The 12,764-nt window shown below is 70.4% G+C and carries 11 protein-coding genes and 1 pseudogene; 8 read left to right on the plus strand and 4 right to left on the minus strand.

Annotated elements, in window-relative coordinates:
* Window positions 1-697 (minus strand): PspC domain-containing protein (locus E1211_RS24305; protein ID WP_132351323.1); only part of this gene is annotated, 697 nt, incomplete at its 3' end.
* 201 nt (window positions 698-898) lie between these two features.
* Between E1211_RS24305 and E1211_RS24310 the strand changes: the two genes are divergently transcribed.
* Together E1211_RS24310 and E1211_RS24315 are read left to right on the plus strand one after the other, a co-directional pair.
* Entirely contained in the window at window positions 899-2,146 is a 1,248-nt protein-coding gene (locus E1211_RS24310; RefSeq protein ID WP_132351324.1) for an ATP-binding protein, read from the plus strand.
* 2 nt (window positions 2,147-2,148) lie between these two features.
* Entirely contained in the window at window positions 2,149-2,835 is a 687-nt protein-coding gene (locus E1211_RS24315; protein WP_132351325.1) for a response regulator transcription factor, read from the plus strand.
* A 17-nt stretch (window positions 2,836-2,852) separates the two neighbouring features.
* Here the strand turns inward: E1211_RS24315 and E1211_RS33515 are convergent, their stop codons facing one another.
* Both E1211_RS33515 and E1211_RS33955 read right to left on the minus strand, forming a co-directional pair.
* A complete protein-coding gene (locus E1211_RS33515; protein WP_243709674.1) occupies window positions 2,853-2,990 on the minus strand; it encodes a hypothetical protein in 138 nt (45 codons plus the stop codon).
* Between the two features lie 278 nt (window positions 2,991-3,268).
* A pseudogene (locus tag E1211_RS33955) lies at window positions 3,269-3,586 on the minus strand (PIG-L deacetylase family protein); the annotation flags it as partial.
* Window positions 3,587-4,022: 436 nt separating this feature from the next.
* Here E1211_RS33955 and E1211_RS24325 point away from each other — a divergent pair.
* The 5 genes from E1211_RS24325 to E1211_RS24345 all read left to right on the plus strand — a co-directional run bounded on the left by E1211_RS24325 (window position 4,023) and on the right by E1211_RS24345 (window position 9,837).
* Window positions 4,023-5,660, plus strand: a complete 1,638-nt coding sequence (locus tag E1211_RS24325) for an ABC transporter substrate-binding protein (protein ID WP_132351326.1) — start codon at window positions 4,023-4,025, stop codon at window positions 5,658-5,660.
* 139 nt (window positions 5,661-5,799) lie between these two features.
* On the plus strand, window positions 5,800-6,729 hold the full coding sequence (locus E1211_RS24330) for an ABC transporter permease (RefSeq protein WP_132351327.1): 930 nt from the start codon (window positions 5,800-5,802) through the stop codon (window positions 6,727-6,729).
* 72 nt (window positions 6,730-6,801) lie between these two features.
* Window positions 6,802-7,779 carry an ABC transporter permease gene (locus E1211_RS24335; RefSeq protein WP_132351328.1) on the plus strand — a complete coding sequence of 326 codons (978 nt, stop codon included), beginning with the start codon at window positions 6,802-6,804 and terminating at the stop codon, window positions 7,777-7,779.
* Between the two features lie 26 nt (window positions 7,780-7,805).
* Window positions 7,806-8,828, plus strand: a complete 1,023-nt coding sequence (locus E1211_RS24340; protein WP_132351332.1) for an ABC transporter ATP-binding protein — start codon at window positions 7,806-7,808, stop codon at window positions 8,826-8,828.
* Complete coding sequence (locus E1211_RS24345; RefSeq protein ID WP_132351329.1) at window positions 8,821-9,837, plus strand: ABC transporter ATP-binding protein; 1,017 nt, start codon at window positions 8,821-8,823, stop codon at window positions 9,835-9,837. Before E1211_RS24340 ends, E1211_RS24345 begins: the two co-directional genes overlap by 8 nt.
* Before the next feature lie 84 nt (window positions 9,838-9,921).
* Here E1211_RS24345 and E1211_RS33520 read toward each other — a convergent pair whose 3' ends face one another.
* The gene (locus tag E1211_RS33520; protein WP_132351330.1) at window positions 9,922-10,326 is read right to left on the minus strand and encodes a chorismate mutase; all 405 of its coding nucleotides are present in this window, start codon (window positions 10,324-10,326) and stop codon (window positions 9,922-9,924) included.
* 349 nt (window positions 10,327-10,675) lie between these two features.
* Here E1211_RS33520 and pcrA point away from each other — a divergent pair.
* The coding region (pcrA, locus tag E1211_RS24355; protein WP_132351331.1) for a DNA helicase PcrA at window positions 10,676-12,764 on the plus strand (2,089 nt) is incomplete at its 3' end.

The following is a 12,764-nucleotide window of genomic DNA, read 5'->3' on the forward strand; positions in this document are numbered from 1 at the left end:
GGGGACGGCGCTGCCCGCGGTTCAACAGCAGCGCCCCGCCGATCAGGATGGCCGCGCCGAGCAGTACCGCTCGGAACGCGTCGGTGACGATGTAGCCGAATCCGACGGCCGCGACGATGCCGAGCACGATCACGGTGACCGGCGACATGCTGGACCGGCCGCGGCCGAGCATCGACTCGATCGGTGACGCGGTGTCGCCCTCCCCGGGGATGATCAGCCACGCGGCGAGGTAGACCAGGATGCCGACCCCGCCGAAGAACCCGAGCACCGCGAGGAGCACCCGCCAGAGCACCGGGTCGGTGTTGGTCGCGCGGCCGATGGCGGCGCAGACACCGGCGAGGTAGCGCCCGTCACGTGGGCGGACCAGCCCGTACCGCGTGGTGAAGCCGGCCGCGCCGGGCGGGGGGCCACCCGCCGCGCCGGCCGGACCACCGGGCGGTGGCGGCGGGGTACCCCCGCCCCCGGCGTATCCGAAGGCCGGGCCGAAACCCGGGGTGGGGCCGGCGCCTGCCGTCTCCGGTCCCGGGCCGTACCCGGCCGCGCCCGACCCGGCGTCCGCCGGCCCGCCCGCCGGGGCCGCGGCGGGCGGCGGGCCGGCGGGGGCGGTCCCGGGCCGGCCGGTGGACGCGGGCGGAGGCGTTGCTCCGTCCGGCGGTGCCGCCCCTGCGCGGGGCGGCTGGGCAGCTTCCTCGGTCATGCCTCCGATCCTGCTGCTTCATCCGCCCGAGCGACCTCAGGAGCCGACCCTGACGGCACCCTGAGATCCCGGGGCGGGAATGTCGGGGGCGTCCCCGTGGTCGACGTGCGTCGCAGCGTGTGACGATCGGAGCCGTACCACCGTCAGGCGCAGGCCGCACCGCCACGGCCCGGCGCCGTCGCCGCGACGAGGGAGCTTCCGATCAGCAGCGTCAGCCCGCCACCGCGCCTCTACCGCGCCCCGGAGCACCGGATGGCCGCCGGGGTGGCCGCCGGTATCGCCGATCATCTCGGCATCTCGGTGTTGCGGGTACGGGTGGCCTTCATGGTCCTGCTCGGGCTGAGCGGGCTCGGCCTGCTGCTCTACGCGGCCTTCTGGGCGGTGGTGCCGCTGCGTCCCGGTGACAGCGGGGTGCCGCCGCGTCGCGACGTGGCGCAGCTGCTGCCGTTCGTGGCGATCGGGCTCGGCGTCCTGCTGGTCCAGGTGATGGTCTTCGACTCGATCGGCGCGGCCGGTACGGCCGGCTGGCTGGTGGCGATCATCGCGGTGGGCGCGGGGGTGATCTGGCACCAGTCGGAGCCCGAGCGCCGCCGCCGGTGGGGCGAGTCCCTGCCGGTGCCGTGGCTCGGCGCCGTGGTCGAGGAGAGCGACCGGCGCGCGTTCGTGCTCCGCTTCATCGGCGGCGGGGTGCTCGTGGCGGTCGGCATCATCGGGGTCGCCGCCGTCTACTCGCCGGCCCAGAACCTCGACGCGGTGATCAACGGCGTCATCTTCGCGCTGGTCGGCCTCGCCGGGGTGGGGGTGGTCGCCGCGCCGGTGCTGTGGCGGACGTACAACCAGCTCCGCTCGGAGCGGGAGGGACGCATCCGCGAGCAGGAACGGGCCGAACTCGCCGCGATGGTGCACGACCAGGTGCTGCACACCCTCGCCCTGATCCAGCGCAACGCGGGCGACGTCAAGACGGTGCAGCGGCTGGCCCGGGGCCAGGAGCGGTCGCTGCGCAACTGGCTCTACAAGCCGACCGCGTCGCCGACCGAGCGCTTCGCGGCCGCCCTTGAGCAGGCCGCCGCCGAGGTCGAGGACACCTTCGCGATCAACGTCGAGGCGGTGGTGGTCGGCGACCGGGAGACCGACGAGCGGGTCGGCGCGCTGGTCGCCGCCGCGCGCGAGGCGCTGGTGAACGCCGCCCGGCACGCCGGGGTGCAGACCGTCTCGCTCTACGCCGAGGTGGAACCCGAACAGGTCAGCGTCTTCGTCCGGGACCGGGGGAAGGGATTCGACCCGGATACGGTGGAGGACCACCGGCACGGGGTACGTGGTTCGATCGTCGGGCGGATGAGACGGCACGGCGGTCGGGCCGAGATCCGGTCCACGCCGGGGGAGGGCACCGAGATCCGGTTGATCCTGCCGATCTCCCGGGACTCGTCCACTGCGGAAAGGGACAGATGACGATGGCCGAGCAGCCGATGGAATCGGTCGAGGAGGCGGGTGGCCGCGTCGAACGGCTGCGGGTGTTCCTCGTGGACGACCACGCCATGTTCCGTGCCGGCGTACGCGCCGAGCTCGGCGCCCACGTCGAGGTGGTGGGTGAGGCGAGCACGGTGGCCGAGGCGGTCAACCGGATCGCCGCGACCGTGCCGGACGTGGTCCTGCTCGACGTGCACATGCCCGACGGCGGTGGGCGGGCGGTGCTGGAGTCGATGCGGCGCAGCCATCCGCAGGTCAAGTTCCTGGCGCTGAGCGTCTCGGACGCCGCCGAGGACGTCATCGGGCTGATCCGGGCCGGGGCTCGCGGCTATGTCACCAAGACCATCTCCCCGGACGAGCTGACCGCGGCGATCCGCCGGGTGGCCGACGGGGACGCCGTGTTCAGCCCCCGGCTGGCCGGGTTCGTGCTCGACGCCTTCGCGGCCCGCCCGGACGCCCCGGTCGCCGATCCCGAGCTGGACCAGCTCACCAACCGGGAGCGGGAGGTGCTCCGGCTGCTCGCCCGGGGGTACGCGTACAAGGAGATCGCCAAAGAGCTGTTCATCTCGATCAAGACGGTCGAGACGCACGTCTCCAACGTGCTGCGCAAGCTGCAGATGTCCAACCGGTACGAACTGTCCCGGTGGGCCGCCGACCGCCGGCTGGTGTGAGCGGCGGCGCCCTTCGCTCACTCGGTACGAAGCACGGTGAAGGCCTCGACCAGGCGGCCGGGGGGCAGGCCCGCGTTGTCCGCGGCGGTGGTGAGCCGGGCTCGGATCCAGCTCTCCACGTCGAAGTGTCCGGTCTGCGAGCGGTGGGCGCGCATCGCCGCCAGCTTGCGGTCGAACCGGTCGGTGATGTCGACCGCGTGGTCCGGGGCGGGTCCGCCCGCGTACCAGACCTCCCGGACGACCCAGGGCGCCAGCCCCTCGCCGATGAGCTCCGGGTGGGCGAACCGGTTGCGCGCGTCGGGGTAGACGGCACAGGTGGCGGCCTCACCGACGGCGAGGTGGTCGGGGTGGCTCGCCCCGGTGAGCTGCTCCCAGCGCCGCAGCGGGAGTGGGTCACGACCCGGTCGGGCCGGAACCGGCGGATCGCCGCGACGATGTCGCGACGGAGCGCGAGGGTGGGGGCGAGCGCGCCGTCCGGGTAGCCGTCGAGGTGTTGGACCTGCGCGACACCGAGCGCCGCGGCGGCGGCCCGCTGCTCCGCCTCTCGTAGCCGCGGTACCTCCGCCCGCTCGGTGTCGTCGAAGCCGCCCGCCTCCCCCCGGGTGACGATGAGGTAGGCGACCTCGATACCCTCATCCCTCCAGCCGGCGATCGTGCCCGCGCAGGCGAAGTCGACATCATCCGGATGGGCAAAAACCGCAAGCGCGCGACGGACGTCGGCGAGGGCCGGAGCGGACGCGGGAAAGCTCACAGAGGCCGAGACTACGCGCGCAAAGGGCGTGTGGGTGGGACAAGGTCTTACCTGCTCAGAGCGGCATGAGCTGCGTTTTTCATGATCTTTTCTCAAGTATCGGCAACGTGGCGGCCAACTAACGTCTTGATAACGGCACCTTCACGGAACCGGCCGGTTGGTGTCACAGTGGCAGCACCTCGCCCCCCGGTGTGAGGCACCCCGCACGACCTGACCCCCACGCCCGACCGCTGAGGACCGCGGTGCCGTGGGGGCGACGCGTGCCCGGTGTCGAACCCGAGCGGGTGGGGCGGCCCGGCGGATCGGTGCACCAGGGGGTGTCCCGAATTCCCAGTGGTGTTCGGCGGTCCGCGGTAACCGGGTCGCCGTTGCGTCACCCCCAAGACGTGCGTGATACCCACGACGGAACCAGGTTAGAAAGAGGAGGCCCCTCGGAATGAGAGTCTCGAAGCGGACGAGCGGCGCGGTTGCGCTGGGCGCGGCGGTCGCGCTCATCGCGTCCGGCTGCTCGGGTAGCGACGACGGCGGCGACGCCGGCAACACCGCAGACGGCGCCATCGTCATCGACGGCACCCAGCCGGAGGTTCCCCTGGTTCCGGCGAACACCACCGAGACCGGTGGTGGCGCGATCATCGACTACCTGTGGACCGGGCTGGTCGAGTACCCGAACAACGGCGGCGCGCCGCAGAACGCGGTCGCCGAGTCGATCGAGACGACCGACTCCAAGGTCTACACGATCAAGATCAAGAAGGGCCTGAAGTTCCACGACGGCAGCGAGGTGAAGGCAGCGAACTTCACCAAGGCCTGGAACTGGGCGGCCTACTCGCCGAACGGCGCGCAGAACGCCAGCTTCTTCGCCGACATCCAGGGCTTCGCCGACGTGCAGTCGGAGGACCCGGACGCCGACGGCCCGCAGAAGGCGCCGGAGCCGAAGGCCAAGGAGATGTCCGGCTTGAAGGTCGTCGACGACTACACCTTCGAGGTCACCCTCTCCGCGCCGACCGCGGTGTTCCCCACCAAGCTCGGCTACAGCGCCTTCGTGCCGCTGCCGGACGTGTTCTTCACCCAGACGCCGGACGAGTTCGGCAAGAAGCCGGTCGGTAACGGCCCGGTGAAGTTCGTGTCGTGGGAAGACGACGTCATGATCAAGCTGACGCGCTTCGACGACTACACGCTGCGCGACAAGATGAAGATCAAGGACGTCGACGTCAAGCTCTACCAGGAGGACACGGCGGCGTACAACGACCTCCTCGCTGGCAACCTCGACTTCCAGCAGCAGGTCCCGGTCTCGGCGCTCGCCGGTGACAAGTGGAAGAACGACCTGGGCGAGCGGGCGATCCAGTCGACCACGCCGTCCACGGGCATCATCGCCTTCCCGATGTACGACGCCAAGTTCAAGGACCCGAAGCTGCGTAAGGCGATCTCGCTGGCCGTCAACCGGCAGGAGATCACCGACAAGATCTTCTTCGGCAATCGCACCCCGGCCGACAGCTGGGCCAACCCGCTCACCCCGGGCGCCGTGGCCGGCAACTGCACCGCCTGCCAGTTCAACGCCGACGAGGCCAAGCGGCTCTACGCCGAGTCCAGCGGCTACCAGGGCGAGATGGTCTTCTACTACAACGCCGACGCCAGCCACAAGGACTGGATGGAGGCCGTTGCGCAGAGCGTGAAGAACGTGCTGGGCATCAACGCCCGGGCCGAGGGCATCCCGACCTTCGCGGTCTTCCGTCAGCAGATCAACGCCCACAAGATGACCGGTCCGTACCGTGCCGGTTGGCAGCAGGACTACCCGGACGTCGAGAACTGGGTCAACCCGCTCTACGTCAAGGGTGGCTCGTCGAACGACGGCCTGTACAGCAACCCGCAGGTCGACGCCCTCGCCAAGGAGGCCAGCGGCGCCGCCAACCTCGACGAGGCGCACAAGAAGTTCGCCGAGGCCGTCAAGCTCATCGACGCGGACGTCCCCTCGATCCCGGTCTACTTCCAGGGTCAGCAGTCCGGCCACTCGGACAAGATCAAGAAGGTCGAACTGACCAACGTCGGCGAGATCGACATCACCTCCGTCGAGCTCTGATCCGTACGGTCTGACCCAGGTCGGGCTCACCACACCAGGTGAGCCCGACCTGGGGCCGTTCCGCGAGGGGTGCACAAGACCCCTCGACGTCAACAAGCGCGTCGGTCGCCGACGCGCCCCCTGTCTGGAGGACCACCCCATGGGCCGTTATCTGTTGAGACGGCTGCTCCAACTCGTCCCGGTCTTCATCGGAACGACCTTGCTGATCTACGTGCTCGTCTGGGTGATGGTGCCCGGCGACCCGTTCGCCGGCAAGTGCGGTGAGCGGCCCTGCCCGCCCGGTTTCGTCGCCATGATGACCGAGAAGTTCCAGCTGGATCAGCCGTGGTACGTGCAGTACGCCACGTACATGAAGAACCTCTTCCAGGGGGACTTCGGCACGACCTGGAGCGGTCGCTCGATCAACGACATCATCGCCACGGCGTACCCGAACACGCTGAAGCTGGCCCTGGTGGCCCTGGCGATCGAGGCGCTGATCGGTCTCACCGCGGGCGTGCTGAGCGGCTTGCGACGTAACGGCTTCCTGGACAACCTGGTCCTGGTCTCCACGCTCTTCCTCATCGCCCTGCCGATCTTCGTCGTCGGCTTCCTGCTCCAGTGGCTGTTCGGCGTGCAGTGGGGTCTCGTCAAGCCCACCGTGTCGGCCGAGATGCCCTTCTCCGAACTGCTCGTTCCCGGCTTCGTGCTCGGTAGCGCCTCGATGGCGTACATCGCCCGGGTTGCCCGCACCAGCATCTCGGAGAACCGCCGCTCCGACTACGTTCGCACGGCGATCGCCAAGGGCCTGCCGATGCGCCGGGTCGTCGGCGTGCACCTGCTGCGCAACTCGCTGATCCCGGTGATCACCCTGCTCGGCACCGACCTCGGCGCCCTGATGGGCGGTGCCATCGTCACCGAGGGCATCTTCAACATCAGGGGCATCGGCGGGACCGTCTACCAGGCGATCACCACCAAGGAGAGCGCGACGGTGGTCTCCATCGTGGTCATCCTGGTGCTCGTCTATCTCCTGATGAACCTACTGGTGGACCTGCTCTACGCCGCCCTGGACCCGAGGATCCGCTATGAGTGAGCGCAGCGAACGAATCATCAACGCGGTGTGCCGGTCCGCTCGGGGCGGCACCGAGCCGAGCGAGGTGGCGGCATGAGTGACCCGACTGCTGCTTCGATCGTCTCCACACCTCCGGCGCACCAGCCCACCGAGATCGGCGGCCCGACCAACGCGGGACAGCCCGCGCACGCCAAGCAGGAGAAGCCTCGCGGCCTGCTCGGTGACGCCTGGCGCGACCTGCGGCGCAAGCCGCTCTTCTGGATCTCCGCGGCGTTCATCCTGCTCTTCGTCGTGATGGCCGCCTTCCCCTCGCTCTTCACCTCGGCCGACCCGACCGCCGGCAACCTGAGCCGCAGCCTCGAGAAGCCGTCCGGCCACGCCTGGTTCGGCTACGACATCCAGGGCCAGGACGTCTTCGCCCGGACGATCTACGGCGCCAACGCCTCGATCGTGGTGGCGCTGCTCTCGGTGATCGGCACGCTGCTGATCGGCGGCACCATGGGGATGATCGCCGGCTTCCGTGGCGGCTGGGTGGACGCCCTGCTCTCCCGGATCGCCGACGTCTTCTTCGGCCTGCCGTTCGTGCTCGGCGCGATCGTCATCCTGACCACCTTCAACGGCGTCGGCAGCAACAACGGCGAGTGGGAGGTCAAGGGCCTCGTCATCGCCTCGCTGGTCGTGCTGAGCTGGCCGGTCGTGATGCGGCTCATGCGCTCCTCGGTGCTCGCCACCAAGGAGGCCGACTACATCGTGGCGGCCCGGGCGCTCGGCGCCGGGACCACTCGGATCGTCCTCAAGCACCTGCTGCCGAACTGCCTGGCCCCGATCCTGGTGTACGGCACGATCATGGTCGGCTCCTTCATCGGCGCCGAGGCGACGCTCTCCTTCCTGGGCGTCGGGCTGAAGTCTCCTGTGGTCTCGTGGGGCATCATCATCAACGAGGCGCAGGACCTGGTCCGGGTCGCTCCGTACCTGCTCTTCTTCCCCGCCGCGTTCCTCGTCGCGGCCGTGCTGAGCTTCGTGATGCTCGGCGAGGCCGTCCGCGAGGCCCTCGATCCGAAACTCCGCTAGGGGAGATTCAGTTGTCCGACATTCTCGTGTCCGAGCAGTCCGCCGCGGGAGCCTCCGGGCGTCCCGCCGGCCGGCTGCTCGAAGTCGACGACCTCCGGGTGGAGTTCCGTACCCGTGACGGCGTCGCCAAGGTCATCAACGGGGTCACGTACCACGTCGACGCGGGGGAGACCCTCGCCGTGCTCGGCGAGTCCGGCTCCGGCAAGAGCGTCACCGCGCAGACCATCATGGGCATCCTCGACACCCCGCCCGGGTTCGTCACCGGCGGTCAGGCGCGCTTCCACGGCAAGGACATGCTCACGATGTCCTTCGAGGAGCGTCGTCGCATCCGCGGCGAGGGCATCGCGATGATCTTCCAGGACGCGCTCTCCGCGCTGAACCCGGTCTTCACCGTCGGGTTCCAGATCGCCGAGCAGTTCCGCATCCGCCGCGGCATGAGCCGCTCGGACGCCAAGAAGCGCGCGATCGAGATGCTCGACCAGGTCAAGATCCCGAACGCCAAGGGCCGGTTCAGCAACTACCCGCACCAGTTCTCGGGCGGTATGCGGCAGCGGGCGATGATCGCCATGTCGCTCGCGCTCGACCCGGAGGTGCTGATCGCCGACGAGCCGACGACCGCGCTGGACGTGACCGTGCAGGCCCAGATCATGGACCTGCTGGCCGAGCTCCAGCGTGAGCGGCAGATGGGCATGATCCTGATCACCCACGACCTCGGCGTGGTCGCCGACGTCGCGGACCGGATCGCGGTCATGTACGCCGGCCGGATCGTCGAGGAAGCCGACGTGTACGACCTGTACGCGAAGCCGGCGCACCCGTACACCCTGGGCCTGCTCAACTCGATCCCGCGGTTGGACGAGAAGGGGCAGGAGCTGCGCACCATCAAGGGCCTCCCGCCGAACCTGATGAACATCCCGCCGGGCTGCCCGTTCAACCCGCGCTGCCCCATGGCGCAACCGGTCTGCCGGGAGAAGCTGCCGCCGCTGCTGCAGATCGGCGCCGGCCGCGCCAGCGCCTGCCACTTCGCCGAGGAGCTGGTGAACCGTGACTGAGAACATCCTCGAGGTCCGCGACCTGGTCAAGCACTACCCGATCCACCGCGGCGTGGTGTTCAAGAAGACCATCGGTCACGTCAAGGCGGTCGACGGCGTCTCCTTCGAGCTGCGTCAGGGCGAGACCCTGGGCGTGGTCGGGGAGTCCGGCTGCGGCAAGTCGACGCTCGCCCGGGTGCTGATGAACCTGGAGAAGCCGACCGGCGGCAGCGTGCACTACAAGGGGCAGGACATCTCCAAGCTCTCCGGTGGAGGGCTGCGCCGCCTGCGCCGGCAGATCCAGCTGGTGATGCAGGACCCGTACACCTCGCTGAACCCGCGGATGACTGTCGGTGACCTGATCGGCGAGCCGTTCGAGATCCACCCCGAGGTGGCCCCGAAGGGCAGCCGGCGGGGCAAGGTCAAGGAGCTCCTCGACCTGGTCGGTCTCAACCCGGAGCACATCAACCGGTACCCGCACCAGTTCTCCGGCGGTCAGCGGCAGCGCATCGGCATCGCCCGGGCGCTCGCCCTGCGGCCGGAGATCATCGTCTGCGACGAGCCGGTGTCGGCGCTGGACGTCTCCATCCAGGCACAGGTGATGAACCTGCTGGAGAAGCTCCAGGCCGAGTTCGGCCTGGCGTACGTCTTCATCGCGCACGACCTGTCGGTGGTGCGGCACCTCAGCGACCGGGTCGCCGTGATGTACCTCGGCAAGATCGTGGAGATCGGCACCGAGGACGAGATCTACGAGCGGCCGACCCACCCGTACACCCAGGCGCTGCTCTCCGCGGTGCCGGTGCCGGACCCGACCGTGCGCGAGCACAAGGCGATCATCCGGCTGACCGGTGACGTGCCCTCGCCGGCGAACCCGCCCTCGGGTTGCCGGTTCCGTACCCGCTGCTGGAAGGCGCAGGAGGTGTGCGCCCGGGAGGTGCCGCTGCTGCAGATCCGGTCGGGCTCGGACCACCCGAGCGCGTGCCACTTCGCCGAGAAGCGGGAGATCGTGGCGACCCACGAGGCCGCCTGAGTCACCCCTCGAACCGCCTGCCGGTGTCCCCGACACCGGCAGGCGGTTCTTCTTTGCCCTCGACGAGGGCCGGGCGGGGAGGAGTCAGAGCGGGCCGCGGCCGGCACGGAGCAGCAGCAGCGCGAGCTGGGTGCCGTCGGGGCCGAGCGCGGTGCGGAAGTGCTCCAGGATCTCCCGCTCGCGGGAGAGCACCAGCCGGGTGCCACCCGAGGCCCGCCGCATCGCGCCGACCTCCTGGGAGAGGCGCGCCCGCTCCTGCCAGAGGTCGATGATCGCCTGGTCGATCTCGTCGATCCGGGTGCGGATCTCCCGGATCCGGGCCGCCGTCATGGGCTCCTGCGTGCCGGCGTCCAGCACCCGCCCCGCCGCCGGCCTGATCCCCGAGCCCTCCGCGTCACCCGCGGAGGCCGGCGTGCCGCCCGCCGGTTCGTCGGGCTCCCCGTCGCGGCTGCCGGTCGGGCCGCTGTTCTGCTGCACCACGTCTGTCATCTTCGCCGTATCCCTCGGACGTCGTGCCCCGGTGACCGGATCCCGGGAACGAGAAAGCCCCGGGCTCCAGGAGCCCGGGGCTTTCTCGCAGGTCTGTCGATCAGGCGCGACCTACGGCTGCCGGACTCCCGGTGCCGTAGTAAAAGTAGTAGCGCTGAGCGAACACGCCGTCGAGTATGCCCACGTCGTGGCCCGGGGCGCAAGGATTCCCACCAACCGGGCCGCGTGGCCGGCCGGGCGGGCGACCGGGCCGTTCCGGTGCCGGGCGCCCAGTGGCGCCGTGCCACCCGGAGCTGCCGGGCGTGCGCCGTCGGGGAGTGTCCGGCCGGCGGCATAGACTCGCCGTGCGATGCATCCTCTCTTCGACATTCCCGCGTCCCCGCCCGCGCCGGAGCCGGCCCGCCCGCATCGGCCCGGGCCCGCCGGCCGCCGCCTCGACCCCCAGGAACTGCTCACCGGGCTGAACGGGCCGCAGCGCGACGCGGTCACCCACTCCGGCTCGCCCCTGCTGATCGTGGCGGGCGCCGGCTCCGGCAAGACCCGGGTGCTCACCCACCGGATCGCCCATCTCCTCGCCGCGCGGGACGTGCACCCGGGGGAGATCATCGCGATCACCTTCACCAACAAGGCCGCCGGCGAGATGAAGGAGCGGGTCGCCGCTCTGGTCGGCCCGCGGGCCCGGCTCATGTGGGTGTCGACCTTCCACTCCGCGTGCGTACGGATCCTGCGCGCCGAGCACGAGCACGCCGGGCTCAAGTCCACCTTCTCGATCTACGACGCGGACGACTCCCGCCGGCTGATGCAGCTGGTCGCCCGGGAGCTCGACCTCGACCCGAAGCGCTACCCGGCGCGCGGGCTCGCCGCCCAGGTCTCCAACCTGAAGAACGAGCTGGTCGACCCGGAGGAGTTCGCGACGCGGGCGAAGGGGCCCAACGAGCGGGCGCTGGCCGAGGCGTACACGCTCTACCAGCGCCGGCTGCGCGAGGCGCACGCGCTCGACTTCGACGACCTGATCATGACGACGGTGCACCTGCTCCAGTCGCACCCGCACGTCGCGGAGACCTACCGGCGGCGTTTCCGGCACGTGCTCGTGGACGAGTACCAGGACACCAACCACGCCCAGTACGTGCTGATCAAGGAGTTGGTCTCGGGTACGGAGGGGCTGGCGCCGGCCGAGCTCTGCGTGGTCGGTGACGCCGACCAGTCGATCTACGCGTTCCGGGGTGCGACCATCCGCAACATCCTGGAGTTCGAGCGGGACTACCCCGACGCCCGGACGATCCTGCTGGAGCAGAACTACCGCTCCACCCAGACCATCCTCAACGCCGCCAACGCGGTCATCGACCGGAACACCTCCCGCAAGCCCAAGCGGCTGTGGAGCGACGCCGGGCACGGCGAGCAGATCGTCGGCTACGTCGCGGACACCGAGCACGCCGAGGCGGACTGGGTGGCCCGGGAGATCGACCGGCTCGTCGACGACGCCGACGTCCGCCCCGGCGACGTCGCGGTCTTCTACCGGACCAACGCCCAGTCCCGCGTCTTCGAAGAGGTGTTCATCCGGGTCGGGCTGCCGTACAAGGTGGTCGGCGGGGTGCGCTTCTACGAGCGCAAGGAGGTCCGCGACGCGCTGGCCTACCTGCGCGCCGTCGTCAACGACGACGACACGGTCAGCCTGCGCCGGATCCTGAACACCCCGCGCCGCGGGATCGGCGACCGGGCGGAGGCGTGCGTCGAGGCGCTCGCCGGCCGGGAGCGGATCTCCTTCGGAGCGGCCCTGCGCCGGGCCAAGGAGGCCCCGGGCATCTCCACCCGCGCCGCGAACAGCATCGCCGACTTCGTCGCCCTGCTCGACGGCGCGCGCGAGCTGGCCGAGACCGGCACCCCGGAGGAGGTGCTGGAGGCGCTGCTGACCCGCTCGGGCTACCTGAGCGAGTTGGAGGAGAGCATCGACCCGCAGGACGCCGGGCGGGTCGACAACCTCCAGGAACTGGTGAGTGTGGCCCGGGAGTACACCGAGCGGATCGAGGCGACCGGCGACGAGGGGGAGCGGGCCACGTTGGCGGGCTTCCTGGAGCAGGTCGCGCTCGTCGCCGACGCCGACCAGGTGCCCACCGACGACCCGGAGCACCAGGGTGTCGTCACCCTGATGACGCTGCACACGGCGAAGGGGCTGGAGTTCCCGGTGGTCTTCCTGACCGGCCTGGAGGACGGCGTCTTCCCGCACCTGCGCTCGCTCGGCGACACCCGCGAGCTGGAGGAGGAGCGGCGGCTGGCGTACGTCGGGATCACCCGGGCCCGCCAGCGCCTCTACCTCTCCCGGGCGGTGACCCGTTCGGCGTGGGGGCAGCCGGCCTACAACCCGCCGTCGCGTTTCCTGGAGGAGTTGCCGCCGGAGCTGGTGCGCTGGGAGCGCACCGAGGGGTCGTACACCTCGTGGG

Origin of the sequence: Micromonospora sp. 15K316 (assembly GCF_004348525.1) — a bacterium.
Classification (GTDB): Bacteria; Actinomycetota; Actinomycetes; order Mycobacteriales; family Micromonosporaceae; genus Micromonospora.